This is a genomic window from Shinella sp. S4-D37, from assembly GCF_040812195.1.
Classification (GTDB): Bacteria; Pseudomonadota; Alphaproteobacteria; order Rhizobiales; family Rhizobiaceae; genus Shinella.
In genome coordinates this window covers 1,164,976-1,191,638 of record NZ_JBFNXL010000005.1, presented here as the reverse complement: position 1 = coordinate 1,191,638, position 26,663 = coordinate 1,164,976, and the positions used below count along the sequence as shown (strand labels likewise).

General features: G+C 66.9%; 25 protein-coding genes. 13 read left to right on the top strand and 12 right to left on the bottom strand.

Features of this window, described 5'->3' with window-relative positions; all coding sequences use genetic code 11:
• Nucleotides 1-138: 138 nt before the first annotated feature.
• Nucleotides 139-921 carry an N-acetylmuramoyl-L-alanine amidase gene (locus AB3G45_RS13210; RefSeq protein WP_367830998.1) on the bottom strand — a complete coding sequence of 261 codons (783 nt, stop codon included), beginning with the start codon at nucleotides 919-921 and terminating at the stop codon, nucleotides 139-141.
• A complete protein-coding gene (locus AB3G45_RS13205) occupies nucleotides 918-1,658 on the bottom strand; it encodes a TerB family tellurite resistance protein (protein WP_367830997.1) in 741 nt (246 codons plus the stop codon). The genes AB3G45_RS13210 and AB3G45_RS13205 overlap by 4 nt, the downstream gene beginning before the upstream one ends.
• Nucleotides 1,659-1,896: 238 nt before the next feature.
• Here AB3G45_RS13205 and AB3G45_RS13200 point away from each other — a divergent pair, with 238 nt between their 5' ends.
• The 3 genes from AB3G45_RS13200 to AB3G45_RS13190 all read left to right on the top strand — a co-directional run bounded on the left by AB3G45_RS13200 (nucleotide 1,897) and on the right by AB3G45_RS13190 (nucleotide 4,869).
• On the top strand, nucleotides 1,897-3,111 hold the full coding sequence (locus AB3G45_RS13200; protein WP_367830996.1) for a pyrophosphate--fructose-6-phosphate 1-phosphotransferase: 1,215 nt from the start codon (nucleotides 1,897-1,899) through the stop codon (nucleotides 3,109-3,111).
• A gap of 84 nt (nucleotides 3,112-3,195) precedes the next feature.
• Nucleotides 3,196-3,825, top strand: coding sequence for a LysE family translocator (locus AB3G45_RS13195; protein WP_367830995.1), 630 nt, complete (start codon nucleotides 3,196-3,198; stop codon nucleotides 3,823-3,825).
• A gap of 132 nt (nucleotides 3,826-3,957) precedes the next feature.
• Nucleotides 3,958-4,869, top strand: coding sequence for a transglycosylase SLT domain-containing protein (locus tag AB3G45_RS13190; protein WP_367830994.1), 912 nt, complete (start codon nucleotides 3,958-3,960; stop codon nucleotides 4,867-4,869).
• 16 nt (nucleotides 4,870-4,885) lie between these two features.
• Here AB3G45_RS13190 and AB3G45_RS13185 read toward each other — a convergent pair whose 3' ends face one another.
• Nucleotides 4,886-5,473: a GNAT family N-acetyltransferase gene (locus AB3G45_RS13185; protein WP_367830993.1), complete on the bottom strand. Its 588-nt coding sequence runs from the start codon at nucleotides 5,471-5,473 to the stop codon at nucleotides 4,886-4,888.
• A gap of 83 nt (nucleotides 5,474-5,556) precedes the next feature.
• Here AB3G45_RS13185 and AB3G45_RS13180 point away from each other — a divergent pair, with 83 nt between their 5' ends.
• On the top strand, nucleotides 5,557-5,958 hold the full coding sequence (locus AB3G45_RS13180; RefSeq protein ID WP_367830992.1) for a ketosteroid isomerase-related protein: 402 nt from the start codon (nucleotides 5,557-5,559) through the stop codon (nucleotides 5,956-5,958).
• Here the strand turns inward: AB3G45_RS13180 and AB3G45_RS13175 are convergent.
• From AB3G45_RS13175 to AB3G45_RS13165, 3 genes are all read right to left on the bottom strand, one after another.
• On the bottom strand, nucleotides 5,943-7,349 hold the full coding sequence (locus AB3G45_RS13175) for a serine hydrolase domain-containing protein (protein WP_367830991.1): 1,407 nt from the start codon (nucleotides 7,347-7,349) through the stop codon (nucleotides 5,943-5,945). The genes AB3G45_RS13180 and AB3G45_RS13175 overlap by 16 nt on opposite strands.
• Nucleotides 7,350-7,413: 64 nt before the next feature.
• Nucleotides 7,414-8,805, bottom strand: a complete 1,392-nt coding sequence (locus tag AB3G45_RS13170) for a putative bifunctional diguanylate cyclase/phosphodiesterase (protein ID WP_367830990.1) — start codon at nucleotides 8,803-8,805, stop codon at nucleotides 7,414-7,416.
• Entirely contained in the window at nucleotides 8,805-8,972 is a 168-nt protein-coding gene (locus AB3G45_RS13165; protein WP_367830989.1) for a hypothetical protein, read from the bottom strand. Before AB3G45_RS13165 ends, AB3G45_RS13170 begins: the two co-directional genes overlap by 1 nt.
• A gap of 234 nt (nucleotides 8,973-9,206) precedes the next feature.
• Between AB3G45_RS13165 and AB3G45_RS13160 the strand changes: the two genes are divergently transcribed.
• The 4 genes from AB3G45_RS13160 to AB3G45_RS13145 all read left to right on the top strand — a co-directional run bounded on the left by AB3G45_RS13160 (nucleotide 9,207) and on the right by AB3G45_RS13145 (nucleotide 13,250).
• Nucleotides 9,207-9,875 (top strand): outer membrane protein, encoded by a 669-nt coding sequence (locus tag AB3G45_RS13160; RefSeq protein ID WP_367830988.1) that lies wholly within the window; start codon nucleotides 9,207-9,209, stop codon nucleotides 9,873-9,875.
• Between the two features lie 181 nt (nucleotides 9,876-10,056).
• Nucleotides 10,057-10,836, top strand: a complete 780-nt coding sequence (locus AB3G45_RS13155; protein WP_367830987.1) for a GH25 family lysozyme — start codon at nucleotides 10,057-10,059, stop codon at nucleotides 10,834-10,836.
• 138 nt (nucleotides 10,837-10,974) lie between these two features.
• A complete protein-coding gene (locus AB3G45_RS13150) occupies nucleotides 10,975-12,171 on the top strand; it encodes a lytic murein transglycosylase (RefSeq protein WP_367830986.1) in 1,197 nt (398 codons plus the stop codon).
• A 149-nt stretch (nucleotides 12,172-12,320) separates the two neighbouring features.
• On the top strand, nucleotides 12,321-13,250 hold the full coding sequence (locus AB3G45_RS13145; protein WP_367830985.1) for a DMT family transporter: 930 nt from the start codon (nucleotides 12,321-12,323) through the stop codon (nucleotides 13,248-13,250).
• 494 nt (nucleotides 13,251-13,744) lie between these two features.
• Here AB3G45_RS13145 and metF read toward each other — a convergent pair whose 3' ends face one another.
• From metF to AB3G45_RS13125, 4 genes are all read right to left on the bottom strand, one after another.
• Nucleotides 13,745-14,647, bottom strand: a complete 903-nt coding sequence (gene metF / locus AB3G45_RS13140; protein WP_367830984.1) for a methylenetetrahydrofolate reductase [NAD(P)H] — start codon at nucleotides 14,645-14,647, stop codon at nucleotides 13,745-13,747.
• Between the two features lies 1 nt (nucleotide 14,648).
• Nucleotides 14,649-15,656, bottom strand: a complete 1,008-nt coding sequence (locus AB3G45_RS13135; RefSeq protein ID WP_367830983.1) for an ArsR/SmtB family transcription factor — start codon at nucleotides 15,654-15,656, stop codon at nucleotides 14,649-14,651.
• Nucleotides 15,657-15,805: 149 nt separating this feature from the next.
• Nucleotides 15,806-17,455, bottom strand: a complete 1,650-nt coding sequence (ettA, locus tag AB3G45_RS13130; protein ID WP_367830982.1) for an energy-dependent translational throttle protein EttA — start codon at nucleotides 17,453-17,455, stop codon at nucleotides 15,806-15,808.
• 130 nt (nucleotides 17,456-17,585) lie between these two features.
• Entirely contained in the window at nucleotides 17,586-18,338 is a 753-nt protein-coding gene (locus AB3G45_RS13125; protein ID WP_367830981.1) for a ribonuclease, read from the bottom strand.
• A 173-nt stretch (nucleotides 18,339-18,511) separates the two neighbouring features.
• Between AB3G45_RS13125 and AB3G45_RS13120 the strand changes: the two genes are divergently transcribed.
• From AB3G45_RS13120 to AB3G45_RS13105, 4 genes are all read left to right on the top strand, one after another.
• Complete coding sequence (locus tag AB3G45_RS13120) at nucleotides 18,512-19,471, top strand: alpha/beta fold hydrolase (protein WP_367830980.1); 960 nt, start codon at nucleotides 18,512-18,514, stop codon at nucleotides 19,469-19,471.
• Nucleotides 19,468-20,415 (top strand): DMT family transporter, encoded by a 948-nt coding sequence (locus AB3G45_RS13115; protein ID WP_367830979.1) that lies wholly within the window; start codon nucleotides 19,468-19,470, stop codon nucleotides 20,413-20,415. Before AB3G45_RS13120 ends, AB3G45_RS13115 begins: the two co-directional genes overlap by 4 nt.
• Nucleotides 20,416-20,574: 159 nt before the next feature.
• The gene (locus AB3G45_RS13110) at nucleotides 20,575-21,771 is read left to right on the top strand and encodes a CaiB/BaiF CoA transferase family protein (protein ID WP_367830978.1); all 1,197 of its coding nucleotides are present in this window, start codon (nucleotides 20,575-20,577) and stop codon (nucleotides 21,769-21,771) included.
• Nucleotides 21,768-23,417 (top strand): thiamine pyrophosphate-binding protein, encoded by a 1,650-nt coding sequence (locus AB3G45_RS13105; RefSeq protein WP_367830977.1) that lies wholly within the window; start codon nucleotides 21,768-21,770, stop codon nucleotides 23,415-23,417. The genes AB3G45_RS13110 and AB3G45_RS13105 overlap by 4 nt, the downstream gene beginning before the upstream one ends.
• A gap of 189 nt (nucleotides 23,418-23,606) precedes the next feature.
• On the opposite strand, the gene AB3G45_RS13100 is transcribed toward AB3G45_RS13105, so the two are convergent.
• Both AB3G45_RS13100 and AB3G45_RS13095 read right to left on the bottom strand, forming a co-directional pair.
• Nucleotides 23,607-23,945: a TIGR01244 family sulfur transferase gene (locus AB3G45_RS13100; protein WP_367830976.1), complete on the bottom strand. Its 339-nt coding sequence runs from the start codon at nucleotides 23,943-23,945 to the stop codon at nucleotides 23,607-23,609.
• Between the two features lie 132 nt (nucleotides 23,946-24,077).
• Entirely contained in the window at nucleotides 24,078-24,932 is an 855-nt protein-coding gene (locus AB3G45_RS13095) for a DUF4432 family protein (protein ID WP_367830975.1), read from the bottom strand.
• A 270-nt stretch (nucleotides 24,933-25,202) separates the two neighbouring features.
• Here AB3G45_RS13095 and AB3G45_RS13090 point away from each other — a divergent pair, with 270 nt between their 5' ends.
• Complete coding sequence (locus AB3G45_RS13090; protein ID WP_367830974.1) at nucleotides 25,203-26,609, top strand: L,D-transpeptidase; 1,407 nt, start codon at nucleotides 25,203-25,205, stop codon at nucleotides 26,607-26,609.
• The last annotated feature ends 54 nt before the right edge of the window (nucleotides 26,610-26,663 follow it).

The following is a 26,663-nucleotide window of genomic DNA, read 5'->3' as shown; positions in this document are numbered from 1 at the left end:
GTTGATCGCGGTCAGGCCCTGACCGCATGCTGCGCTGCAACGAACGCAGCCGGAAGAGACATGGCCAATCGGGTCAGGATGTGGCGAAACGGTAAACTTCTGTTACAGACCGTAATATTCGAATATTCGGATAGGCTGTCAGGCGGCCAGGCGCGGCAGCGTGGAGAGCAGCCGGTGCAGCGTGTCGATGGTCGAGAAATCGGCGATGCCGTCGACCCGCCCGGGCCGGAAATGGCGCTGGAAAGCGGCGACCGCACCTTCCGTCTTCTCCGAATAAACCCCATCGGTTTCAATGCCATAGCCATAGAGCGACAGCATGGTCTGCAGGGCTTCCACCGGCTGGCCGGCGTCCCCCTTCTGGAAGAAGCGCCCGCCGGCGATCGGCGCCGGCGCCACCCAGTGCCCGACGCCCCCGGCATGGAGGCGCCCCCAGGGGAATTTTTCACCCGGATCGACCTTGCGAACGGGGGCCACATCGGAGTGCGCGAGGACCCGTTCGGGCGCGATCTGCCACCTCTCGCCACAATCGCGACACAGTTCGACGACCGCCGCGATCTGCTTTTCCGGAAAATCCGGCAGCCCGCCGGGATGGCCGGCATTGGCGATCTCGATGCCGATCGAGGCCGAGTTGATGTCGGTCTCGCCCTTCCAGAAGCTCTTTCCCGCGTGCCAGGCGCGGTCGGCCTCGCGCACGAGCTGCTCCACGCGCCCGTCCTCGTGCACGAAGTAGTGACAGGAGACCTGGCTTTCGGGCGCGCAGAGCCATTTCAGCGCGCCGTCCGCCGTTTCCATGCCGGTATAATGCAGGAGGATGATATCAGGCGTGCGCCCGCCCGCCCGCTCGCCGAAATTCGGCGACGGCGCGGCGGTCGCGCCAGGATAATCGCAGTGAAATGCATAGTCACAGTTGAATGCGCTCATGCAGCGCAGCGTTCCTTCTCGATCGCCTCATAGGCAGCGTTGAGCGCGGCCATGCGGTCGTTCGCGATCTGATGGAACTCGGCCGGCACGCCACGCGCCACCAGCCTATCAGGATGGTTCTCCGAGGCAAGCACACGATACCGCTTGCGAATCTCCGCAAAGTCGTCGCTCGGCTTGACGCCCAGCACCTTGTAGGGATCGCGCCCGCTGACATGGACATGCCGCGCGGTGATCTGCTCGAAGCGCTCCTCCGCCATGCCGAAGATCTCGGCGACGCGGCCGAGGAAGGCCATCTCGTTCTCGTGGATCAGCCCGTCCGCCTTGGCGATATGGAACAGGCCGTCGACGATATCCTCCAGGATCGGGCAGTTCTTCTCGCAGGAGACACAGAGCGCCTTCATCTTCTCCGCATAGGCCTCGTAGCCGGCGACGTCCTGGCGCGCGAGGTTGTAGAGCCGGGCGACATTGGCCGCCTGGTTGTCGGGATACTTGAAGATGTCCTTGAAGGCGTCGACCTCAGCGGTCGTCACGATGCCGTCCGCCTTCGCCATCTTGGCGGAAAGCGCGATCAGCGCCACCGAGAAGGCGACCTGCCTGCGTGTTTCCGGGTCCCCTTCGAACAGCGTGCGCACGGCCTCGACCACGCCGGACAGCACGTTGCTGGCGGCATCGGAGACCATGCCGACGAGGCGATCCCACACGGCACTGATGAAGCAACTGGGCGAATTCTGGAACATAAGGTGATCTTGAGCAGACAATTGCAAGGAAAGCAAGGCAGGAATTGGTAGGATGACAAAATTTTGATGCCCCTCAATAAGTGGAGGCATGGGAATTCCGCGGGCGGAATTTCCGCCTCGCGCGCACGAGGATCGATCCGTCATCGAATGCGGATAAGTTCACCGCGCCGTTCCCCTGCCGGGGATTCTGCGCTAGAGCAACTGCACCATCGAGACGGGCTGACGCCGAGGAGGAATCATGGCCAAGCAGAAAGTCGCAATGCTGACCGCGGGCGGGCTCGCGCCCTGCCTGTCGTCCGCCGTCGGGGGCCTCATCGAGCGCTACAGCGACGTCGCACCCGACATCGAGCTCGTCGCTTATCGCTCGGGCTACCAGGGCCTGCTGCTCGCCGATCGCATCGAGATCACGAAGGACATGCGCGAGAAGGCACCCCTCCTCCACCGCTACGGCGGCTCGCCGATCGGCAACAGCCGCGTCAAGCTGACGAACGCCGCCGACTGCGTGAAGCGCGGCCTCGTGAAGGAAGGCGAGAACCCGCTGCGCGTGGCGGCCGAGCGGCTCGCCAAGGACGGCATCACCATCCTGCACACGATCGGCGGCGACGACACCAACACGACGGCGGCCGACCTTGCCGCCTATCTCGGCGCCAACGGCTACAACCTCACCGTCGTCGGCCTGCCGAAGACGGTCGACAACGACGTCGTGCCGATCCGCCAGTCGCTCGGCGCCTGGACGGCCGCCGAAGTCGGCGCCGGCTTCTTCGACCATGTCAGCAACGAGCAGAGCGCCGCGCCCAAGACCCTCGTCGTGCACGAGGTGATGGGCCGCCATTGCGGCTGGCTCACCGCCGCAACGGCGAGGGCCTATATCCAGAAGACCAGCGGCAACGACTATGTCGACGGCTTCATGATGAACAAGCAGCTGAAGAACATCGACGGCCTCTACCTGCCGGAACTGGACTTCAACCTGGAAGCCGAGGCCGAGCGCCTGAGGGGCATCATGGACCGCGCCGGCTTCGTCACGCTGTTCGTCTCGGAAGGCGCCTGCCTCGACGCCATCGTCTCCGAGCGGGAAGCCGCCGGCGAGACCGTCAAGCGCGATGCCTTCGGCCATGTGAAGATCGACACGATCAATGTCGGCAACTGGTTCTCCAAGCAGTTCGCCGCCCTGCTCGGCGCCGAGCGCGCCATGGTGCAGAAGTCGGGCTACTATGCCCGCTCGGCCCCCGCCAACCGCGACGACCTGCGCCTCATCCAGAGCATGACCGACCTTGCCGTCGAAAGCGCGCTCAACAAGGTCTCGGGCGTGACCGGCCACGACGAGGGCCAGGGCGGCAAGCTGCGCACCATCGAGTTCCCGCGCATCAAGGGCGGCAAGCATTTCGACACCTCGGCAAAATGGTTCGGCGAGGTGATGGACACCATCGGCCAGAAGTGGAAGACGGCGGCATAACGCCTTCCGGCGCAAAAACGCCGCTTGACGGCGAAAATCCGTAATGGCTTGCTCCCCGGATCGCACTCGGTCCGGGGAGTTTTCATGTCCTTCGAACATTGGCTTGCCTTCGCCGCCGCCTCCGCCGTCATGCTGGCCATTCCGGGCCCGACGATCCTCCTCGTGATCTCCTATGCACTCGGCCACGGCCGCCGCACGGCGGGCGCCACCGTCGCCGGCGTCGCGCTCGGCGATTTCACCGCCATGACCGCCTCCATGCTCGGCCTCGGCGCGCTGCTCGCCACCTCGGCGGCGGTCTTCACCGTGCTGAAATGGGCGGGCGCGGCCTATCTCGTCTGGCTCGGCATAAAATTGTGGCGCGCGCCCGTCGCGGCCGGCCCCGAGGGGGCGTCGCCGGCGGAGGAAAGGCCTTTCCGCATCTTCGCCCATGCCTATGTGGTGACGGCGCTGAACCCGAAGAGCATCGTCTTCTTCGTCGCCTTCCTGCCGCAGTTCCTCGACCTCTCGCGGCCCGTCCTGCCGCAGATGGCGATCTTCGAGGTCACCTTCCTCGTGCTCGCCACGCTCAACGCCTTCTCCTACGCCCTGCTCGCCTCCGCCGCGCGGAAAACCATCCGCAAGCCATCGGTCCAGAAGGTCGTCAACCGCACCGGCGGCACGCTGCTGATCGGCGCCGGACTGCTGACCGCGGGCCTCAAGCGGGCCACCGCCTGAGGCATGGCCAAGCCTACGGGTTGCCGCTTCGCGCCCGATCGGCTATGGACGGGCACGGCCCCGGCCGATTGATTTGCAAAGACACGAGGCGTTCCGGCGCCCGCGCACCCCGGCAAACCGAGAGCGACGACCATGGCCGATACCCCCGTTTCCCGTCCGGCGCGCATTGCAGCGCTCGCCTGCGCGGGCCTTCTTGCGACCCTTGCCGGCTGCGCCAGCGTCGCCGACGACGCGACCTCCGCCAGGACCGTGACGCCCGCACCGGCGCAGACCACGGACATCGCCGCCGCCGACGGGACGACGACGGACGTCGCCTATGCCGCCCTGCCCGCCGCCAAGCCCGGTACGGAGAATACGTCCGAGGCCCTGCCGACGCCGATCGCCGTCGCGGGCGATACGGCCGGCGTCCCCGTCTCGGCCCTCGCCGAGGCCAAGCCCGTGACGGGCGCCGCCGCGGCAACCGCCGCGCTTGCCGGCAACGACGTCGCAAGCGCGGCGCAGGGCGACGACACCGTCATCGGCGTTTCCGTCATGGAGCCGGGCTTCGACAGCGGCGAGCCGGAAGGCCTCGAACAGCTCGTCGCCAGCCGCAAGATCGTGCCGATGGCAAAGCCCGCCCTTGTCCAGAATGCCGTCCTGACGACGCAGACCCGCCTCCTCGTTCCGCAGGCCGAGCAGCCCTTCAAGAAATCCGGCACGCCGATCGACGCGATCATCTCCAAATATGCCGCGATCTACGGCATCCCGGAATCGCTGCTGCACCGCGTCGTCAAGCGTGAGAGCACCTACAATCCGAAGGCCTACAACCGCGGCCATTACGGCCTGATGCAGATCAAGTACGCGACCGCCAGGAGCATGGGCTACGAAGGCCCCGCCGAAGGCCTGTTCGACGCCGAGACGAACATCAAATATGCCGGAAAGTACCTGCGCGGCGCCTGGATGGTGGCCGACGACAAGAATGACGGCGCCGTGCGCCTCTATGCGGCCGGCTATTACTACCATGCCAAGCGCAAGGGCCTGCTCGACGAGACCGGCCTGAGGTAAGGTTCCGGCGCGCCCTTCAGCGCGCCGCCTTCAGCCAGAACGTCATCGGCTTTTCCGTCTCCTCAGCCTCGCCGATATCCTGCCAGGCGAGCATGGTGCGCAAATCGACGCGCCGTTCATAGCCGCGCTTTCCCCAGAATTCATCGAGCGGAACATAATCTGCCGGCCGCAGCGGGTGATCCGCCGGGCGATCGACGGCGCAGAAGGCGCACCAGTCAAAACGGCCGAGGCGGCGGGCATAGGCCTCGCGCTCCTCGAAGAACCGCACGCCGAGCCCCCTGCCCCGATAGGCGGAGAGCAGCACGGATTCGCCGAAATAGAACACCGTCGCCGGATCGACGCCCGCGGCGGCGAAGGGCGCGCGGAAAACCTCGGACGCATCCGTCATCGGCACGCCCGTCGAGGCGCCGACGATGCGCTCGCCGTCCAGCGCCAGCACGAAGAGGCTTTCGGGCGATTGCGCATAGGTCGCAAGATAGGAGGCCTCGTAATCCTCGCTGCCCTCGTAGAGATAGGGGAAGGCGCGGAAGACCGAGATGCGCAGGCGCGCGAGATCGGCGATATGCGGCGTCACCGCCGTGCCATGGACAATCTTGATCTGCATGATCGCGTGAATGTTCCCAAGAATTTGAACAATGCTATAAGGCGGACGGGCCTTGCCCGGAAGACAACGATATGAGGGATGACATGCCGGCAAAAGAGACGATCCGCGCCTATTACGACGCTTTCAACAGGCAAGACATGGAGGCCTTCTTCGACCTCCTGCACGAGGACGTCATCCACGACATCAACCAGGGCGGCCGCCAGGTCGGCAAGGACGCCTTCCGCGATTTCATGGCGCACATGAACCGCAGCTACCGCGAGACGCTGACGGACATGGTCATCATGTCGAACGACGACGGCACGCGCGGCGCGGCCGAATTCACCGTCAACGGCCAGTACCTCGCCACCGACGAGGGCCTGCCGGAGGCCAACGGCCAGACCTATGTGCTGCCCGCCGGCGCCTTCTTCGAAATCCGCGACGGCAAGGTGGCGCGCATCTCCAACACCTACAACCTCAACGACTGGGTCGCTCAGGTCGGCGCCTGACCGGCCTCAAGCTTGCCTGCGTCCAGGATGTCGAGGACGCCCTTCACCAGCGGCTGGGGCCGATAGCCGAGTTTCGACGGCGTCAGCCCCAGCCGGATCACCGCAAGCCCCTTCGAGGGGATGACGGCGGCCGACTGGCCGTCATGGCCGAGGATCCAGAACGCGTCGTCCGGCAGGCCGTAATCCGCGTCGCTCGTCTCGCCCGGCCCCTTCGCCCAGGTCTGCATGTGGCTGTAGGCGCCGCCGGAGGCCTTGGTCGGCATCGCCATGGCTCCGACGAAGCCGGCCGGCAGCAGCCGCTCGCCCTTCCACACCCCGTCCTCCAGCAGGAAGAGCGCGAAACGCGCCCAGTCGCGCGCCGTCGCGTACATGTAGGAGGAACCGACGAAGATGCCCGTCTCGTCCGGCTCCAGCACGGCGCTCGCCATGCCGAGCGGCGCGAACAGCCCCCGCGCCGGGAAGGACAGCGCCTCCCCGCGCCCGCCGAGCGCGCCCATCCAGAGGCGCGACAGGATCACCGCCGTACCGCTGGAATAGGTGAAGCGCTCGCCCGGATTGGCTTCGAGCGGCAGCGACAGCGCGAAGCGCGACATGTCCGGCTCGAGGAACAGCATGCGCGTGACGTCTGTCACGCTGCCGTAGCTCTCGTTGAAGGCCAGTCCGCTTTCCATGGCGAGAAGCTGAACGAGCGTGATTTTTGCGCGTGCGTCGCCGCGCCATTCCGGGAAGAGACCGTCCATGCCCGGCGCAAGCGCCCCGGCCAGCATCAGCCGGCCGATCAGCGCCGCATTGACCGTCTTCGTCATCGACCAGCCGAGCAGCGGCACCGTCTTGGAAAAACCCTCCCCATAGGCCTCCGCGAGGATGCGCCCGTCATGCACGACGACGATCGCGCGCATGCCGGGACCGGCAAGCGCCGGGTCTTCGAGCAGGGCGGCGATGCGTGCATCCTCGCTCACCGCCTCGCCTTCGGGCCAGGCGACGGCCGGATCGCCGGGCGGGATTTCCGGCAGGGCCACATCGGACACCGCCTGCCGCGCGGCCTCGAAATCGCCATCCGGCACGCCGGCGCAGCCGAAACCCTCATGCCAGACGGCATGGCCCGGCGCGAAGAGGCCGAGGAGGCGCGTCGTCACCGTCTTGCCGGCAAGGTCGACATCCTGCCGCATGAGCCTGAGGAGCGGATGGCCGGGCGCCTGCACGTCCTCGGCCAGCGCCTCTCCCGGATCGCGGCCGGAAACGAAGACGCTGGAGCAGACGATCTTGGCGGCATAGCCGGCGCCGACGCTGAGCAGCGCGGGCGGCGATACGATGAGCCAGCTCGCCCCCACCAGCACGACGAGGGAAAGGAGGGAAAGCGTCCAGGCGGCAAACCTGTAATATCGTCTCATACCGGCCTCTCCTTCGTGCCCCGAGACAATCAGGATTTGCCTGTCATGGAAAGTCATTTCGCAGTCATGCGGAAAGCCGGTCGTCGGTTTGCGCAAGCAGGCACGCCACCTCGGGCCCGGCCATCGGCGCCGATATCAGGTAGCCTTGCGCCTCGCAGGCGCCGCGCTGGCGGATGAAGTCGAGCTGGTCCTCCGATTCGATGCCCTCAACCGTCGTCGTCACCTGGAACGTCCGGCCGAGCTTCAGGATGATATCGACGAGGTCGGCGTCCCGCCTGCTCTCCATCATGGCCCGCGTGACGGACCGGTCGATCTTCAACTGGTCGATCGGGAAGGCGCTCAGGGTGTTGATCGAGGAGAAGCCGATGCCGAAATCGTCGAGCGCCACGCGCACACCGTGGCTGCGCAGCTCCGAAAGGCTTTCGCGGATCACCGCCGCATCGACCGAGAAGACCGATTCGGCCACCTCGATCGTCAGCCGCACCGGCGCAAGCCCCGTCTCCCTGAGGCACGCCTTGACATGGCCGACGAAGGCGCGGTCCCTGAACTGCTCGCCGACGACATTGATGGAGACGCCCGCGGGCGCCGGCCAGCGCGCCGCCTCGCGGCAGGCCTCGCGCACGACCCAGCCGCCGAGCGGCAGGATGAGGCCGGTCCTTTTCGCCGCCGGAAGGAAAAGGTCCGGCATGATCCGCCCCTTTTCGGGATGCCGCCAGCGCAGCAGCGCCTCGAAGGCGCGCACCGCGCCGCTCTCCACGTTGACGATCGGCTGGTATTCGAGGAAGAACTCGTCGGCACGCATCGCCCGCGCAAGGTCCTCCTCGACGGCCGCGCGGGCCTCCACCTCTGCCGCCAGCGCCGCATCGAAGAAGCGGAAGCCGCTGCCGGGCATCGCCTTCGCCTCGTAAAGCGCGTGATCGGCCCGCGCGAGGGGTTCGGACATGGACGTATCGCCCGCCTCCAGGAAGGTCACGCCGATGCTGCAGCCGCTGGCGACCCGGTGGCACCTTACATCGAACGGTTCGGCGAAGAGGTCGCAGATCGTGCGGCAGACATTCTCGACCTTGCCGTCGGAAGGCCGCCCGGCGATCGTCACGACGAATTCGTCGCCGCCGAGCCGGTAGACGCCCGCCGCCGCGCGCAGCGCGCGGCGCAGCCGCCCGGCGATCGCCGCCAGCAGCGCATCGCCCACGTCATGGCCGAGGCTGTCGTTGACGAACTTGAAGCGGTCGAGGTCGAGCAGCAGCAGCGCGGGCCGGTCCGCCGACCGACTGTTCCCGACAATCGCCTGGATATCGCGCTCCAGGCGGGAACGGTTGGCAAGGCCCGTCAGCCGGTCGTGATGGGCATCGCGCGTCAGCCGGCGCTCCGTCCTGCGACGCAGGCCCCGTTCGGCGGCAAGCTGCGCCTTGGAGCGGCCGACCTGGTAGAAGCCGGCACCGAAGGCGACGGGCATCAGCGCGAACGCCGCGGCGAGGTAGCGGAAAAACCGAAGGGGCCCGCCTGCATATCGGCGGGCAGGAGCCGGCCGGCGGCAAGGCAGAGGGTCGGCAGGAAGGCTCCGAAAACCGATCCCGCCAGCGCATAGCGCTGCTCGATCCTCGGCAACAAGGTTTTCAACATCATGTAACCCTAAAGCGTTGTTATCATGACAACCGGGTGCGTCGGGCCGATGCCGGCCTCGCGGATGTTTCTAGCGGACAAAGAATGACAGAGTGTTAAGAAGAGGTTGGCATTCCCCCCAAGATTCAAGGGGATTCCTTTTCTTCGGAACCTTCGCGGCGGTCGGACGTTCGAAACCTGTTGTCATTCGTGCGTGGGGCTTCGTGCGAGTATCCGAGTGGGAAGGACCATCAGATGAAATCCATGATTTTCGGTGCCGCGGGCATCCTCGTCGCGGCCGGCGCGCTCCCGGCCTTTGCCGCCGACATGACCATTGCCGAGCCGCCGGTGGGAACGCCGATCGTCGAGACGGCCGCCGGCGTCTATGACTGGGGCGGCTTCTATGTCGGCGTGAACACCGGCTACGCCTGGACGAATGCCAGTTCCGGCGGCCCGGCGCCCGCCATAGACGAAGGCCTCGACGATTTCGCGCTCGGCGCCTATGCCGGCTACAATTTCTTCAACAACGGCTGGGTCTACGGCGTCGAAGCCGACATCAAGCACGACTTCAACAACGAGCGCTTCTCCTCCGGCGGCACGCGCTACGAGGCGGAAACGAACTGGGGCGGCTCGGTGCGTGCGCGCCTCGGCTATGCCTTCGACCGAACGCTGGTCTACGGCACGGGCGGCTGGGCCTTCACCCGGGCGGAACTCGAAAACCGCGACACCGGCGTGAAGGAGAAGGACACGGCCCACGGCTGGACGGTCGGCGCGGGCGTGGAGCAGGCCTTCACCGACACGGTGGCGGGGCGCCTTGAGTACCGCTACACCGACTACGGCGATTCCGACATCTTCGATGCCGCCGGCCGTAGCGGCGACCTCGATTCGCATTCGATCATGCTCGGCGTCAGCATGAAGTTCTGACGCGGCCGAAGGCCCCTGCCCCCGCCGAGTGGACAGGGGCCTTCGCCCACCCGGCTTAACGGCCCGCTAACCGTAATTTTACGGAAATATGCGAGTGGTCTTCGATCCGTCTCGCGCGTCCTCTCTTTACGACCCGCCCCGTTCGAGGCAGGATTAGGAAACGCGCAACAACGGGACCTCCATGCGTCGGCTCATTCTGGCTCTCATGCCCCTCGCCCTTCTCGCCTCGTCCTGTTCCACCACCGACTACGACCTCGTGTCGACCGCGTCCGTTCCGCCGCGTTTCGACGACAAGGACCCGCAGGATTTCGGCACGCGCAATCCGCACCGCCACGACATCCACGGCATCGACGTTTCCAAGTGGAACGGCGACATCGACTGGCCGGCTGTGAAGAAGAGCGGCGTCTCCTTCGCCTTCCTGAAGGCGACCGAGGGAACCGACCGCCTCGACAGCCGCTTTGCCGAATATTGGCGCGGCGCGCGCGCGGCGGGCGTGGCGCACGCACCCTATCATTTCTACTATTTCTGCTCGACCGCCGATGCCCAGGCCGACTGGTTCATCGCCAACGTGCCGAAGGAGGCCGTGCAGCTCCCGCCCGTGCTGGATGCCGAGTGGAACCCGGCCTCGCCGACCTGCAGGATCCGCCCGCCGGCGGACGAGGTGCGCACGGCCCTGCAACGCTTCATGGACCGCCTGGAAAAGCACTACGGCAAGCGGCCGATCATCTACACGACGGTCGACTTCCACCGCGACAACCTCGTCGGTCATTTCGCGGGCTATCCCTTCTGGCTGCGCGCGGTGGCCGAACACCCGGAAAACATCTATTCGACGCGCAAATGGGCCTTCTGGCAGTACACCTCGACGGGCGTCGTGCCGGGCATAGCGGGCGATACGGACATCAACGTCTTCGCCGGCTCCGCGAAGAACTGGAACAGCTGGGTCAGGACGGTTTCCCGCTGACCGGCGGAGCGGCAAAGTCGCCCGAAAGGCACAATCGCATGAAAAGGGTGGCGGCGCAGCGCGGCCGCCTTTTTCTTCTTGCTTCGGTCACATTCATCTGAGACAGCCGGGCCAGCAACGGACCAAGGAGCATTCGAGATGCGGCTAAACCTGAAGACGAAATTTGCGGCGGGGCTTGCGGCCCTTCTTCTCGCCGGCAGCGCCCATGCCCAGTCGACGGCGGCCTGCGGCGGCGATTTCGACGCCTTCCTCCAGGGCGTGAAGGCCGAGGCGCTGACGCGCGGCGTTTCCGCCGAGGTCGCCGACCGGGCGCTCGCCGGCGCCGCCATCGACCAGAAGGTGCTCTCGCGCGACCGTGCCCAGGGCGTCTTCCGCCAGACCTTCCTCGAATTCTCCAAGCGCACGGTCAGCCAGTCGCGCCTCGATATCGGCCGCAAGAAGCTGAAGGACCTCGCCCCGGTCTTCGAGCGCGCCGAACAGGAATTCGGCGTGCCAGGCCCGATCATCGCCGCCTTCTGGGCGATGGAGACCGATTTCGGCGCCGTGCAGGGCGATTTCAACACCCGCAACGCGCTGGTGACGCTCTCGCACGATTGCCGCCGGCCGGAACTCTTCCGCCCGCAGCTTCTCTCCGCCATCGAGATGGTCGGCCACGGCGACCTCGACCCGAACGGCACGACGGGCGCCTGGGCCGGCGAAGTCGGCCAGGTGCAGATGCTGCCGAAGGACATCATCGAATTCGGCATCGACGGCGACGGCGACAATCATGTCAACGTCAAGCAGTCTTCGCCGGACGCCATCCTGACGGCCGCCAAGTTCATCCAGCATCTCGGCTTCGTGAAGGGCCAGCCCTGGATCCAGGAGGTCTCCGTGCCCGACATTCTGCCCTTCGAGAAGTCCGGCCTGCAGCCGGGCATGAAGGCCGCCGACTGGTTCGCGCTCGGCGTGACGCCGCGCGACGGCGACACCTCCTTCGGCAACCTGGAGGCCGCGCTGGTGCTGCCGCAGGGCCGCAAGGGCCCGGCCTTCATCACCTATCCGAACTTCAACATCTATCTCGAATGGAACCAGTCGTTCATCTACACGACCTCGGCCGCCTATTTCGCCACCCGTCTTGCCGGCGCCCCGCCCTATGAGCGCGGCACGCCGGAGGAAGGCCTTTCCGAGGACGACATGAAGCAGCTCCAGACCAAGCTGCAGGGCCTCGGCCACGACGTCGGCAAGATCGACGGCATCCTCGGCTCCGGCACGCGTGCCGCGATCCAGAAGGAACAGCTGCGCCTCGGCCTGCCCGCCGACGGCTGGGCGACCCGGACGCTGCTTTCCGCCCTCTGACGGAAATCGGGTGGCACCGCCGCGCCGCGGTGCTATAGGCAGGAAGAGACCCAGAGCGGCGGCCCGGTCGGAACCAGGTCGCCGTTTCGTCTCTTGCCCGCGCCGGCTGGCGCATCGCCGGCGGGCGGCGGATGCCCGGGAGAGAGAAAATGGAACAGCGAGCGACGGCAACGCGCATGAGCGCCGGGACCTGGGGCCTGCTCGCGCTGCTCGGCATGATCTGGGGCGGCTCGTTCTTCTTCGCCCGCGTCGCCGTCGGCCATGTGCCGCCGGCCACGCTCGTGCTGCTGCGCGTCGGCATCGCCGCCCTCGCGCTGCATCTCTATATTGCCGGCCGGTTCGACGTCTATGCGACGCTACGCGCCCGCTGGCGCGAATTCCTGCTGCTCGGCCTCATCAACAATGCCGTACCGCACATGCTGATCTTCCTCGGCCAGACGCAGATCGGCGCGGGGCTCGCCTCCATCCTCAACGCGACGACGCCGATCTTCACCGTGCTCATCGCCAACCGGTTCACGCTCGACGAGAAGCTCTCGCCGGAGAAGATCGCCGGCTGCCTGATCGGCCTTGTCGGCACCGCGGTGCTGATCGGCCCGCGCGCGCTCGCCCCCTTTACCGGTGACAGCGGCCCGCCGCTCTGGGCGGTCGTGCTGCCGGTGCTCGCCGCCGTCTCCTACGGCTTTGCCGCGACCTACGGCAAGCGCTTCCGCGGCACTGCCCCGCCGGTCATCGCCGCCGGCCAGCTCACCGCGTCGACCCTGCTGATGCTGCCCGTCTCCTTCGCCCTCGACACGCCCTGGCAGCTGGCCCTGCCGCCGCTTCCGGCCATCCTCGCGGTGCTGGCGCTGGCGCTCGTCTCGACGGCCTACGGCTACATCCTGTTCTTCCGAATCATGGCGGTGGCCGGCGCCACCAACACTTCGCTCGTCACGCTGCTCGTGCCGCCGAGCGCCATCCTCGCCGGCATGCTGTTCCTCGGCGAGAGCCTGACGCCGCTCGGCATGCTCGGCATGGCGCTGGTTCTCCTCGGCCTCGTCGTGCTCGACGGCCGGCTGTTCGCCCGCCTGCGCGCGCCCTGAAAAAGCCGGGAACAAAGCGCCGCGCCGGCCGTTTCACGGCAATCTGCCGAATTGCGTGCCCGACTTGCGCCACACTGGTAAATGAACAATGTCGGCATTCGTCATCCGGTAGGGATTGCGATTTTTTTGTGGCATCCACAATAAAGGAGGAAATTCAGCAGGTTAGCGTTGTGAATAAAGGCCCGTCGACGGGCTGATGTTGCAACGCAGCAACAAAACACCTTTCCAACACGCTTTTTTCGGTCGTAATATCGCACCGTAAACGCAAGGAGGTAGCCATGGGACTCACACATTCCTTGAATGTTCTGATGATCAGTGCCGCGTTCCTCTTCATCGCAACGATGATCTTCATCTGAAGGCGATCAAAGCGCAGTCCGGGAGGTCAGGGATAAAAGCAACAAACCCTGCCGAAGCCTATTTGAGAAAGATGCATGGCCCCGGAGACGGCGCCATGCATTTTCGTTTCGGGCACAGGTTTCACCGGGCGACGCCGGTCAGGCGGCCGCGCCCGTCGCGCGGCGCGCGATGCGGGCAAAGCCGACGCGATCGCAGACGGCCGAGACCAGTGTGGCACGGTTCATCGTGTAGAAATGGAACTCGCCGACGCCGCGGGCGATGAGATCCTCCACCTGCCGGGCGGCAAGGTCGATCGCCACTGCCGCGCGCTCCTGCGGGCGGTCGTCGAAGGGCGCCAGCCGCTCGGCGAGCCAGCCGGGCACGGACGCCCCGCACAGGCCGGCGAACTTCTGCACCTGGGAGAGGTTGTGCACCGGCAGGACGCCCGGCACGACCGGGATCGCGATGCCGGCCTTGCGCACGCGCTCCAGGTAGCGCTCGAAATCGTCGTTCTCGAAGAAGAACTGGGTGAGCGCCCGCGTCGCGCCGGCATCCACCTTGCGCTTGAGCATGTCGATATCGGCGGCGACGTCCGGGCTCTGCGGATGCTTTTCCGGATAGGCGGAGACGGAGATCTCGAAATCGGCAAGGCTGCGCAGCCCGGCGGTCAGCTCGGCCGCATTGGCATAGCCGCCCGGATGCGGCCGGTAGGCCGTGCCGACGCCGCCCGGCGGGTCGCCGCGCAGCGCCACGAAATGCCTGACGCCGGCCGCCTGGAACTCGGCGACGACGGCGTGCACCTCCTCCTTCGTCGCCCCGACGCAGGTGAGGTGCGAGGCGGCCGGCAGGCCCATCGCCAGAAGCCGGCGGACGGTGGCGAGCGTCGGCGCCTTGGTGGAGCCGCCGGCGCCGTAAGTGACCGACATGAAGCCCGGATCATAGGCCGAAAGCGCGGCGGCCGTCTCCCACAGCTGGCCTTCGGCCTCCGCCGATTTCGGCGGGAAGAATTCGAAAGACAGGCGGATGTCCTTGCGGGCTGGGATGGCGGTCGCCGGGTTCATGTCAACTCCTCCTGCGGATGGCAACGGTGCCGGCCGCCCGCTCGCGCTGGTCGCGGGCTAGCCAGATGGTGACGGTCAGCGCATCGGCGGCCGAATGCGCGGGCTTGAGATCGACGATCTCCTCGATGGCGAGCCCCGCCTTCTCCAGCCATTCGGCAAGGGTCTGGTGCGAGAAGCCGAGGCGGATATGGGCGTGCTCGTCGCGCAGGTGCTCCAGCGCGTGCGGAGCGAGGTCGATGATGGCAAGGCGCCCGCCAGGCGCGAGCATGCGCGCGGCCTCGGCCACCGCCGCCTCGGGCTCGTCGAGGAAGTGCAGCACCTGGTGGATCGTCACCACGTCGAATTCGTCGCGCTCCAGCGGCAGGTTGAAGATGTCGCCGTGGCGGATCGAGGCCTTGGTGATGCCGGCGCGGTCGAGATTGGCGCGCGCGACGGCCAGCATGTCGCGGCTGGCATCGACGCCGACGCCGCGCTGGTAGAGCCCTTCGAAAAGCTGCAGGATGCGCCCCGTGCCCGTGCCGAGATCGAGGAAGCCGTCGACCGGCTCCGTGCCGATCATCTCGGCGAGCTTGGCCTCCACCTCGGCCTCGCTGACATGCAGGCGGCGCACGGCGTCCCATTCGGCGGCGTTGCGGCTGAAATAGGCCTGCGCCTTGTCGGCGCGGATCTTCTTGAGCACCCGCAGCCGCTCGTCGTCGCGCGCGAAAACCGCGTCCGCCGGGTCGGCGGCATCCAGCAGGCGGCGGACGAGCGCGACGGCCGCGCCCCCCTGGCTCAGCCGGAAGAAGGCCCAGGCGCCCTCCTGGTAGCGATCGACGAGCGCGGCCTCGGCAAGCAGCTTCAGGTGGCGCGAGATGCGCGGCTGGGACTGGCCGAGGATATCGGTCAGGTCGGTCACGGTCAGGTCGCCGTGCGCAAGCAGCGCGAGAAGGCGAAGGCGCGTCGGTTCGCCCGCCGCCTTCAGGATCTCCACGATGTCGTCCAGTCCGAGTTTCTGCATGTCGCCCATGGCTTATCCAATCAAGACATAAAGATATGTTTATGTGATTAACCCGTGTCGCGCAAGGGTAAATCCGTGTCGCCGATCTTCCCATCAACAGGCCCAAAGAAAAACCCCGGCAAGCCGGGGTTTCTCAAGGGGTGCGGGGATGCCTTGCCTCAGCGCGTCAGGCGCTTGTAGGCCTGGCTGCCGGGGTTGAGAGCATCGGGGCCGAGCCGGCGAACCTTGTCCTCTTCGTAATCCTCGAAATTGCCTTCGAACCATTCGACATGGCCGTCGCCCTCGAAGGCCAGGATATGGGTCGCGAGACGGTCGAGGAACATGCGATCGTGGCTGATGATGATCGCGCAGCCGGCGAAGCTCTCAAGCGCGCTTTCGAGCGCCCCCAGCGTTTCCGTGTCCAGGTCGTTGGTCGGTTCGTCGAGCAGCAGAACGTTGCCGCCGGCCTTCAGCATCTTGGCAAGATGCACGCGGTTGCGCTGGCCGCCCGACAGGTTGCCGACCTTCTGCTGCTGGTCGCCGCCCTTGAAGTTGAAGGCGCCGCAATAGGCACGCGAGTTCATGTCGAACTTGCCGAGCTTGATGACCTCGGCGCCGCCGGAGATTTCCTCCCAGACCGTCTTGTTGCCGTCGAGCGCGTCGCGGCTCTGGTCGACATAGCCGAGGTGCACGGTATCGCCGATGCGGATCGAGCCGCTATCGGGCTGTTCCTGGCCGGTGATCATCTTGAACAGCGTCGACTTGCCGGCGCCGTTCGGGCCGATGATGCCGACGATACCGCCCGGCGGCAGCTTGATCGACAGGTCGTTGATCAGCGTCCGGCCGTCAAAGCCCTTCTTGACGCCTTCCAGCTCGATCACCACGTTGCCGAGACGCTCGGAGACCGGGATGATGATCTGGGCGTCGCCGGGCCGGATGTTTTCCGCCGCATCGACCAGCTGTTCGTAGGCCTTGATGCGGGCCTTGGACTTCGCCTGGCGGGCCTTCGGGCTGGAGGCGATCCATTCCTGCTCGCGCGACAGCGCCTTCTGGCGGCCGGCTTCCTCGCGGCTTTCCTGCTTCATGCGCTTGGCCTTGGCCTGCAGGTAGGCGGAGTAGTTGCCTTCGTAGGGAATGCCGCGGCCGCGGTCGAGCTCGAGGATCCAGCCCGTCACGTTGTCGAGGAAGTAGCGGTCGTGGGTGATCATCATCACGGCGCCCGGATAGTCGCGCAGGTGCTTTTCGAGCCAGGCGATGGTCTCGGCGTCGAGATGGTTGGTCGGTTCGTCGAGCAGCAGCAGGTCCGGCTGCGACAGCAGCAGGCGGCAGAGCGCGATGCGGCGGCGTTCGCCGCCCGACAGCGTCGTGACGTCGGCATCCTTCGGCGGGCAGCGCAGCGCCTCCATCGCCATCTCGACCTGCTGCTCCAGGTCCCACAGGTTCTGGCTGTCGATGACGTCCTGGAGTTTCGCGCCCTCGTCGGCCGTCTCGTCGGAATAGTTCATCATCAGCTCGTTGTAGCGGTCGATGATGGCGGTCTTGTCGGCGACGCCCACCATGACGTTCTCGAAGGCGGTCTTGGCCGGGTCGAGCTTCGGCTCCTGCTCCAGGTAGCCGACGGTCGCGCCGTCGGCGAGCCAGGCTTCGCCGGTATATTCCTTGTCCTGGCCGGCGATGATGCGCAGCACCGTCGACTTACCCGCGCCGTTCGGGCCGAGGATGCCGATCTTGGCATCGGGATAGAAGGACAGGTTGACGTTCTCGAGGATTTTCTTGGCCCCGTAGGCCTTGTTGAGCCCCGACATGTGATAGATGAATTGACGTGCCATGCAAACGTGCTCCGGATCGGACGAATTTGCCCGCTATGTAGGCGAATTCTCCGCCCGCGGCAATGTGAGAAAGCCGCTTCGCCCCGAAGGCCGAAAACCCGGCCGCGTCCTGCGGGGCCTGCGCAAGGCCCTATCCCGCCTGCCCTCCGCCCGTCACGCCTTCGGTACAGCGGGATTTCGTCGGGGATGCGGCGGCGATCAGCCCCGCCAGCGTCGGCGCGTCGCCGGCAAGGCCGATGGTGAGGCCGGTGACGACCGGACCGCCGTCCGTCTTGCGGCAGGCAAGGCGCACCCGCTCGCCGGCGCCCGCCCCGAAGGCGGCGTCGAAGGCGGCACGGACTTCCGCAAGGGTGAGCGCCGCCCCGGCCTTCCGCGTGAAGAGCGTGCGCACCGGCGAGGCGTTGAGCGCGTCGAGCAGGTCGAGCGAGCGGCCGTAATAGACCTCCGGCGAGGCGGCGATGCAGCTGCCGCTGCGCAGCCATTGCCGCCGGTCGAGGCCGAGGCGCGCGGCGGGCATCGCCGCCGCCAGGCGCGTCTTGGTGGCGGCGGCGAGCGCGATATCCGGCAGCTCCGTCCACTTGCCCTTGCGCGCCCGCTGCTTGAGCGCCGCCTCGATGCCGCAATAGGTCCTGCGCAGCTGGAAACGGTCGAGCAGCGAGAACTGCCGGGCGGCCGGCGCGCTCGCGGAAAAATCCGCGCAGCCGCGGCTCTTCGGCCGGGCGGTGCAATAGCCGGCCTGCCAGCCGACGGAGAGGATTTCACGCCCGCTCCCGTCCGCCGGCACCGACTGGGCGGCGGCGGGCCGGGAACCGGCGAGCAGGACGAGGCAGAGGACGGCGAGGGAAAGGGCGGCTTTGAAAGTCAGTGCGGCATTGGTCGTCATGACCGGCTCCCGAACAAGAACAAAACAAGATCATATACAACCAATAATCCGGAAAATGCAACCACCAATCGGAAAAATCGCGACATGCGGGAGGAAAATGAAAAATACACGCCGCATCCCGTTGTCTTTCAAGGGCAAATCGCGTTGACCTTGCCGAAACGGAGGACGGACCGGTGTTTTCGCAGGCTTCGACGCTGCAAAGCCCCAGCGGGGCGACCCTCGCGCTGCGGCACGAGCCCGCCCGGGGCGCCGCCCGCGGCATCCTCCTGATCAGCCACGGCCTTGCCGAGCACAGCGCGCGTTATGCGGATTTTGCCGCGCGCATGGCGTCCGAGGGGTTCCATGTCCATACCCACGACCATCGCGGCCATGGCCTCACCACCGCGCCGGATGCCCCGCGCGGCCAGTTCGCGCCGAAGAACGGCATTTCAAAAGTGGTGGCGGACATGCGCGCGGTGCGCGACCATGCCGCCGCGCGCCATCCCGGCCTGCCGGTCGTGCTCTTCGGCCATTCGATGGGCGGGCTCCTGGCGCTCGCCTTCGCCGAGGCGCATCCCGGCGCCATCGACGCCCTCGCCGTGTGGAATTCCAATCTCGCGCCGGGGCTTTCCGGGCGCGTGGCACAGGCCGTTCTGGCCGTGGAGCGCATGCTGAAGGGATCGGACGTGCCGAGCGGCGTGCTGCCGCGCCTCACTTTCGCGGCCTGGGGCCGCTCCATCGCGAACCGCCGCACGGATTTCGACTGGCTGTCGCACGATCCCGCCGAGGTGGACGCCTATGTCGCCGATCCCGATTGCGGCTTCGACGTCAACGTCTCGATGTGGATCGACATCTTCGCCGTCACATTCGCCGGCGCCGCGGGGCAAGGGCTCTCCCGCCTGCCGGGGCGGCTGCCGGTCCATCTTGCCGGCGGAGAAGAGGACCCGGCGACGGATTACGGCCGGGCAATCCACGCCTTCGCGAGGCGACTGAAGAAATCGCGGCTTGAGGACGTCACCACAACGGTCTATCGCGGCATGCGTCACGAAACGCTCAAGGAGAGCCGGCATCTGCGCGAGCCCGCCGTCGACGCCTTCGCCGGCTGGTGCCGGCTTGTGGCCGGCGAACGGACCCGCGCACCGGAACACGCATGACCACATCCGCCACCATCACGCCGCTGCGCAACGAGGTCGGCCTCGGGCTCGTCCTCATGGTGCTCTCGGTGCTCATCTCGCCGATCATCGACATCTTCGCCAAGCTCGCGGTCACCGCCGTGCCGGCGACGGAGATCACCTTCGTGCGCCTGCTCTTCCAGATGACCGTGCTGGGGCCGATCTGCCTCCTGCGCGGCACGCTCCTCGACGTGACCGTCCGGAAGATGGGCCTGCATGCCGCCCGCGGCCTGCTGATGGCGATCACCATGATCGCCTTCGTCACGCCGCTCGCCGTCATGGAGGTGGCCGACGCCATCGCCATCTTCTTCGTCGAGCCGATCATCCTGACCATCCTCGGCTCGATCTTCCTGAAGGAGACGATCGGCTGGCGGCGCTACACGGCCTGCGGCGTCGGCTTCCTCGGCTCGCTGCTGGTCATCCAGCCGAGCCTGCAGGAGGTCGGCCCCATCGCGCTGCTGCCGATCGTGGCGGCCTTCTCGCTCGCGCTGTTCTTCCTCCTCACCCGGCTCGTCGCCCAGAAGGAGGATCCCTGGTCCATGCAGTTCTATGCGGGCCTCTGGGGCGCGCTGTTTTCCGGCCTGCTGCTTCTTGCCGGCGGCAGGCTCGGCATCGCCATCCTGACGCCTATCGTGCCCGACATGGCCAACACGCTCTACATCGCCGGCGCCGCCGTCGCCGCCACCGTTGCCGGCGTTCTCGGCGTCTATGCCTATCGCTCGGCCCCCGCCTCCACGCTCGCCCCGCTGCAATATCTGGAGATCGTCTCGGCGACGATCCTCGGCTGGTTCGTGTTCGGCCACCTGCCGGATGCCGTAAAATGGCTCGGCATCGCCATCATCATCGCCTCCGGCCTCTACGTCATCTGGCGCGAGCGCAAGCTGAACAGGACGGCGACGACACCGCCGGTCTCCACGCCGATCTGACGCCGCGCGGACGGCACGGCAGGCATCATGTCAGTCTCAGCCGTCATGATCTCCCCGCGGGCGCCGTCTATCGTGCCCGCCAGCTTTTTGTTATCCAAAGGGAAACGGGCGAAAGCCCGGCGGGGCCGCATGCCGGCCGCGCGAAGGAGGGAGTGCACCATGGTAAAGCCGAACCTGCCGCTGTCCGGCATCAGGGTCATCGAGCTGGCGCGGGTTCTCGCCGGCCCCTGGGCCGGGCAGATGCTGGCCGACATGGGCGCCGACGTCATCAAGATCGAGAATCCCGACGGCGGCGACGACACGCGCGCCTGGGGCCCGCCTTTCGTCACCGGCAAGGACGGCGAGAACCTTTCGGCCGCCTACTACCACGCCACCAACCGCGGCAAGCGCTCGATCGCCCTCGACCTCAAGACCGAGGAAGGTCGCGCCACCGTGCACCGCCTCATCGCGACGGCCGACGTGGTCATCGAGAACTTCAAGGTCGGCGGCCTCGTCAAATACGGGCTCGACTACCAAAACCTCGCCAAGGCGCATCCGAAGCTCGTCTACTGCTCGATCACCGGCTTCGGCCAGGACGGCCCCTATGCCGCCCGCGCCGGCTACGATTACATCGTGCAGGGCATGTCCGGCTTCATGTCGGTGACCGGCGCGCCGGACGGCGAGCCGATGAAGGCGGGCGTCGCCATCGCCGATATCTTCACCGGCATCTATGCCGTCGCCGCCATCCAGGGCGCGCTCATCCACGTCATGAAGACCGGCCAGGGCCAGCATGTCGACATGGCGCTGCTCGACGTGCAGTCGGCCGTCATGGCGAACCAGAACATGAATTTCCTCGCCTCCGGCAACGCACCGACGCGGCTCGGCAATGCCCATCCGAACATCTCGCCCTACGAGGTGGTGCCGACATCCGACGGGCACGTCATCCTCGCCGTGGGCAATGACGGGCAGTTCCGCAAGCTCTGCGGCATCCTGAAGCTCGACGGCGTCGCGGACGACGAGCGCTTCGCCACCAACCGGGCGCGCGTCGCCCATCGCGGCGAGGTGCGCCGCCTCGTCACCGGGGCGACGGCCAGTGTCAGCAAGGCCGAACTGCTTGCCGCCTGCGAGCGCGAGGGCGTGCCGGCTGGGCCGATCAACTCCATCGCCGAGACCTTCGCAGACCCACAGGTGAAGGCGCGGGGCCTGCGCATCGACCTGCCGGATGCCGACGGCAATTCCATTCCCGGCGTGCGCACGCCCATCGTCTATTCGGGCACCCCCCTTACCTATGACCGGCCGAGCCCGCGGCTCGGCGAACATACCGACGCCGTGATGGCGGAACTCGATCGCCTCGAAGCAGGAAAGAAAAGCGCATGAAGACCGGTGGCCAGTTGATCGTCGATGCCCTCGTTGCCAATGGCGTGAAGCGCGTCGCCTGCGTGCCGGGCGAAAGCTACCTCGCCGTGCTCGACGCGCTGCACGACACCGATATCGACGTGCTCGTCTGCCGCCAGGAAGGCGGCGCGGCGATGATGGCGGACTGCTGGGGCCGGCTGACGGGCGAACCCGGCATCTGCATGGTCACGCGCGGGCCCGGCGCCACCAATGCCTCCGCAGGCCTGCACATCGCGCGGCAGGATTCGATCCCGATGATCCTCTTCATCGGCCAGGTGCAGCGCGACGCGCGCGAGCGCGAGGCCTTCCAGGAGGTGGAATACCGCCGCGCCTTCACCGAGGTCGCCAAATGGGTGGCGGAGATCGACGACGCCCGCCGCATCCCCGAATTCGTCACCCGCGCCTTTGCCGTCGCCACCTCCGGCCGGCCGGGCCCGGTGGTGCTGGCGCTGCCCGAGGACATGCTGACGGAGGCGGTCGAGACGGTCGATGCCAAAGCCTATGTGCCGGTCGAGGCCCATCCGGGCCGCAGGCAGGTGGAGGAGTTGGCACGGCGCCTTCAAGCCGCCGAGCGGCCGCTCGTCATCCTCGGCGGCACGCGCTGGTCGGAGGAGAGCGTCGCCGGCTTCACGGCCTTCGCGGAGCGCTGGGCGCTGCCGGTCTCCTGTTCCTTCCGCCGCCAGATGCTGTTCAACCACACGCATCCGAACTATGCCGGCGACAGCGGCATCGGCATCAACCCGGCGCTCGGCAAGGAGATCCGCGAGGCGGACCTCGTCATCCTGCTCGGCGGGCGCTATTCGGAAATGCCCTCCTCGACCTACAGCATGCTCAAGGTGCCCTACCCGGAGCAGGCGCTGGTGCATGTCTATCCGGATCCGTCCGAGCTCGGCCGCGTCTACCGGCCGGACCTTGCGATCTGCGCCGCGCCGGAGGATTTCGTCGCCGCGCTGGAGGGCCTTTCACCCAACGCCGCCCCGCGCTGGGCCGAACGCACCAAGGCCCTGCACGAATCCTACCTGAAATGGTCGACCCCGCCGCAGACCGGACCGGGCGGCGTGCAGATGGGCCCGATCATGGCCTGGCTGGAGGAGAACACGCCGGAGGACACGATCTTCACCAACGGCGCCGGCAACTATGCCACCTGGGTGCACCGCTTCCACCGCTTCCGCCACTTCGCCACGCAGGCCGCCCCCACCTCCGGCTCGATGGGCTACGGCCTGCCGGCCGCGGTCGCCGCCAAGCAGCTCTTCCCGGAGCGCGAGGTCGTCTGCTTTGCCGGCGACGGGTGCTTCATGATGCACGGCCAGGAATTCGCCACCGCCGTGCGCTACAACCTTCCGATCATCACCGTCGTCGTCAACAACGGCATCTACGGCACGATCCGCATGCACCAGGAGCGGGAATATCCCGGCCGCGTCAGCGCCACGGACCTCACCAACCCGGATTTCGCCGCGCTCGCCCGCGCCTATGGCGGCCATGGCGAGACGGTGGAGGCGACCGAGGAGTTCGCACCGGCCTTCCTGCGCGCCCGCTCGAGCGGCAAGCCGGCGATCATCGAGGTGAAGCTCGACCCGGAAGCGATTACGCCGACGCGCACGCTCTCGGATATCCGCAGCGGGAAATGATGCCTGGAGGGGTGTGAAAGCCCCTCATCCCCGCTGCCGCGACCTTCTCTCCGCAAGCGGGGAGAAGGCGGATAGGGCGAAGCCCCGTCCCTCCAAGGACATCATCGAAAATCGGGAAATCAGCGCGGCATTCCCCTTCGCCCCGCAGCCAAGGAGAAGGTGCCGGCAGGCGGATGAGGGGCCAGGCCCTCAGCCGCGGATATGCTGCGTCTGCTCGTAGGTCTTCGTCGAGCGCATGCCGGAGCGGCAATAGCCGAGCATGGGGCGCGGCAGTTCGTCGAGCGCGTCGACCATGCCGCTCACCGCTTCCGCGGTCACGCCCATCGGCCCGACGGGCACATGGGCCGTCTCGATGCCGAGCGCCTTCGCCCGGACGGCGATGGCCGAGAATTCCGGCTGGCCGGCCTCTTCATGGTCCGGGCGGTGGCAGACGATGGACTTGAAACCCAGGGCGGCGATGGCGTCGAGATCCTCGACGGCGATCTGGCCGGAGACGGAATATTCGTCATTGATCGCGCGGATATCCATGGGCGGTTCCTTCTAGAAAACAGGGTGTCCATCGTTTAAGCCCGCGCCGCGGAAGCGTCAATCATGCAAAATCTATAGCAATTCCAGAAAAGGTGCGAACCGCGGAAGCGCCGCGCCCTTGCCGCAATCGTTCTAGCGCACCTCGAAGGCAAGGCCGTAGCCGATGCTTTCGCCGGGCGCGAAATCCGGCGCCTCGCCGGCGGCGATCAACTCGGCACGCGGCACGAGCCGGTGCGAGACGGGCTCGATGCCGAGCACGGCCGAGCCGGGCGCAAGATTCCGCCATACCTGGAGATACGGCAGCGTATCGGTGCGGAAGCGGATATGGACACTGCGCCCTTCGAGGGCGGCGATCGGGCCGATGACGATCTCGGCCCAGCCATGCGTCGCCGTTTCATCCGCCGGCACGCAGAAGATCTCACGGTCGTCCGTCCCGAAGCGCCACGGCAGGCTACCGCCGGGCAGCATGGCCCCGGTCAGCCGCGTATCCGCGTCGAAGAGGCCGGTGCCGAAATTGATATGGTACATGCCGAAGGGCGGCCAGGACGTGTCGCCGGCATTGGTGACGGTATCGTCGAGCGTGATGTGGCCGGTGCGCCGGTCGGCGCGCCAGCGGCGGGCGAGATCGGCCCTGCCGCCATGGGCGAGCGAAACGGCGACGCGCCCCTCGCAGACCACCTCCCCCTCGCCCTCCTCGACCAGCACGTCGCGGGCCGGCGAGGACGAGAACGAGCCGTGCAGCGGGTAGAGCCGTCCGTCGGCCGCGCCCTCCACCGGTTCCGGATGGCGGATGTGATCCGGCCCGCAGGTGAACAGGAAGCCCGGCAGCGCCTTGTCGATGCGCGGGTCGCCGTCGGACGGCACGGCCGCGCCCGGCGCAAGGTCGACGCCCCGGAAGACGGCCCCCGCGACGTCGAGCACGGAGTGCGGTGTCAGGTCGAGGCGGAAGGACTGGTCGGGCGTCTGGGCGGCAAGGGAAAGGGTCATCCGGGGCTCCGGCAAAGGGACAATCGAAAGGCGGCATGCTAGAGCAATTCGCGCGGACGTGTGAAGTGGTTTTGCGTGCAGGCGGCCGGCGACAGGCGGTTTCGTCACCCGGCCTGAGATCGTCCCTCGCGCGGGAACCATCACGGCCGGTCACAAGTTTTTGCAAGGCGCGTTGACCTTACGTTCACCATCGATTCAGTTTTTTCATATTAAGGTCCGAATTAAAGTGTTCCGTCCGCGCGATATAGGCAAGCAGGCAGGTCAGGTGTCGTGAATTCCATTTTGAAAACAAGTCTTTCGCTCCTTGCCGCGGCATCTGTCCTCGGGTCTGCCGCCCTGCCGGCGCACGCCCAGCAGCGCTTCTTCGCGCGCGATACGGTCCTCGTCTCGCCGGAAGGCGATATCCTCGACTACATTCCCGACGACGGGAGCCTGCGCGCGATGCGCGACAACCGCGGCCGCACCGTCTATGTCGACGGCTGGGGCAACGTGGTCGCGACCGCCATGCAGGCCGACCGCTATTTCGCCCGCGGCGACGACTATCGCCCGCGCCGCGAGGCGCGCGGCTACCGGGAAACGAACCCCGACTATTTCCCGCCGGCGCCCGAGGCCGACTACGGCGACGACCTGACGACGAGTTCCGTGCCGGAAATGCGCGAGGGCCTGCCCGGCGATATCGAGCGCCAGCCTCTGCCGGATGCCGATTTCGGCGGCGAGCAGCCGCTGCCCGACTTCGGCGGCGAGAGCGCCTCCCTGCCGGAAAACGGCGTAGACCCGGACGCGGAATTCGTGCCCGGCCCGAAATTCGACCCGGCGATCGCGATCGGCAGGCTGTCCTCTGCCGAAGTCACCGCGCTGCAGGTCTTCCTCGACCGCGAGGGCTTTTCGCCGGGCGTGATCGACGGCAGGAAGGGTTCGAACGTCACCAAGGCGATCGAGGCCTGGCAGAACGCCACGGGCGAGACGCTCGACCCGAACAATGCCGACGACATCCTGGAGCGGCTGCGCCTGTCGGGCGGCCTTGCCTTCATCACCTACGAGATCTCGGCCGTCGACGCCGCCGGCCCCTATGTCGCCGCCATTCCCGACGACTACGCCCAGAAGGCGGCGCTGCCGCATCTCTCCTTCACCTCGACCACGGAAATGCTGGCCGAGAAGTTCCATATGGACGAGGCCTATCTGAAGGAGATCAACCCGGGCGTCGACTTCACCATTCCCGGCACGCTCATCAAGGTCGTCGATACGGGCGAGCGGAAGACCGGCAAGGTCGCCAAAATCCTCGCCGACAAGGGCCGCAAGCAGGTGCTCGCCTATGACGAGAACGGCACGCTGATCGCCGCCTATCCGGCCAGCATCGGCTCGGCCGACACGCCGTCGCCGTCGGGCACGGTGACCGTCGAGCGCATCGCGCTCAATCCGGGCTATACCTACAATCCGAGGATCAACTTCCAGCAGGGCGCCAACAACAAGGTGCTGACCCTGCAGCCCGGCCCGAACGGCCCGGTCGGCACGGTCTGGATCGCCCTGTCGAAGCCGACCTATGGCATCCACGGCACGCCGGAACCCTCCAAGATCGGCAAGACGCAGAGCCACGGCTGTATTCGCCTCACCAACTGGGACGCGACGGAACTCGCCAAGATGGCGAGCGCCGGCCTGACGGTGGAATTCGTCGACTGACCATCGGCGGTGAGGCTTGCAAAGCCGGCCCCCCGGGCCGGCTTTTTCGTGCGC

What these genes read in the sequence shown, in the direction of transcription:
- AB3G45_RS13210 (WP_367830998.1), bottom strand. Translation starts at nt 921, where the DNA reads ATGAGCGCATTCAACTGTGACTATGCATTTCACTGCGATTATCCTGGC.
- AB3G45_RS13205 (WP_367830997.1), bottom strand. Translation starts at nt 1,658, where the DNA reads ATGTTCCAGAATTCGCCCAGTTGCTTCATCAGTGCCGTGTGGGATCGC.
- AB3G45_RS13200 (WP_367830996.1), top strand. Translation starts at nt 1,897, where the DNA reads ATGGCCAAGCAGAAAGTCGCAATGCTGACCGCGGGCGGGCTCGCGCCC.
- AB3G45_RS13195 (WP_367830995.1), top strand. Translation starts at nt 3,196, where the DNA reads ATGTCCTTCGAACATTGGCTTGCCTTCGCCGCCGCCTCCGCCGTCATG.
- AB3G45_RS13190 (WP_367830994.1), top strand. Translation starts at nt 3,958, where the DNA reads ATGGCCGATACCCCCGTTTCCCGTCCGGCGCGCATTGCAGCGCTCGCC.
- AB3G45_RS13185 (WP_367830993.1), bottom strand. Translation starts at nt 5,473, where the DNA reads ATGCAGATCAAGATTGTCCATGGCACGGCGGTGACGCCGCATATCGCC.
- AB3G45_RS13180 (WP_367830992.1), top strand. Translation starts at nt 5,557, where the DNA reads ATGCCGGCAAAAGAGACGATCCGCGCCTATTACGACGCTTTCAACAGG.
- AB3G45_RS13175 (WP_367830991.1), bottom strand. Translation starts at nt 7,349, where the DNA reads ATGAGACGATATTACAGGTTTGCCGCCTGGACGCTTTCCCTCCTTTCC.
- AB3G45_RS13170 (WP_367830990.1), bottom strand. Translation starts at nt 8,805, where the DNA reads ATGCCCGTCGCCTTCGGTGCCGGCTTCTACCAGGTCGGCCGCTCCAAG.
- AB3G45_RS13165 (WP_367830989.1), bottom strand. Translation starts at nt 8,972, where the DNA reads ATGTTGAAAACCTTGTTGCCGAGGATCGAGCAGCGCTATGCGCTGGCG.
- AB3G45_RS13160 (WP_367830988.1), top strand. Translation starts at nt 9,207, where the DNA reads ATGAAATCCATGATTTTCGGTGCCGCGGGCATCCTCGTCGCGGCCGGC.
- AB3G45_RS13155 (WP_367830987.1), top strand. Translation starts at nt 10,057, where the DNA reads ATGCGTCGGCTCATTCTGGCTCTCATGCCCCTCGCCCTTCTCGCCTCG.
- AB3G45_RS13150 (WP_367830986.1), top strand. Translation starts at nt 10,975, where the DNA reads ATGCGGCTAAACCTGAAGACGAAATTTGCGGCGGGGCTTGCGGCCCTT.
- AB3G45_RS13145 (WP_367830985.1), top strand. Translation starts at nt 12,321, where the DNA reads ATGGAACAGCGAGCGACGGCAACGCGCATGAGCGCCGGGACCTGGGGC.
- metF (WP_367830984.1), bottom strand. Translation starts at nt 14,647, where the DNA reads ATGAACCCGGCGACCGCCATCCCAGCCCGCAAGGACATCCGCCTGTCT.
- AB3G45_RS13135 (WP_367830983.1), bottom strand. Translation starts at nt 15,656, where the DNA reads ATGGGCGACATGCAGAAACTCGGACTGGACGACATCGTGGAGATCCTG.
- ettA (WP_367830982.1), bottom strand. Translation starts at nt 17,455, where the DNA reads ATGGCACGTCAATTCATCTATCACATGTCGGGGCTCAACAAGGCCTAC.
- AB3G45_RS13125 (WP_367830981.1), bottom strand. Translation starts at nt 18,338, where the DNA reads ATGACGACCAATGCCGCACTGACTTTCAAAGCCGCCCTTTCCCTCGCC.
- AB3G45_RS13115 (WP_367830979.1), top strand. Translation starts at nt 19,468, where the DNA reads ATGACCACATCCGCCACCATCACGCCGCTGCGCAACGAGGTCGGCCTC.
- AB3G45_RS13110 (WP_367830978.1), top strand. Translation starts at nt 20,575, where the DNA reads ATGGTAAAGCCGAACCTGCCGCTGTCCGGCATCAGGGTCATCGAGCTG.
- AB3G45_RS13105 (WP_367830977.1), top strand. Translation starts at nt 21,768, where the DNA reads ATGAAGACCGGTGGCCAGTTGATCGTCGATGCCCTCGTTGCCAATGGC.
- AB3G45_RS13100 (WP_367830976.1), bottom strand. Translation starts at nt 23,945, where the DNA reads ATGGATATCCGCGCGATCAATGACGAATATTCCGTCTCCGGCCAGATC.
- AB3G45_RS13095 (WP_367830975.1), bottom strand. Translation starts at nt 24,932, where the DNA reads ATGACCCTTTCCCTTGCCGCCCAGACGCCCGACCAGTCCTTCCGCCTC.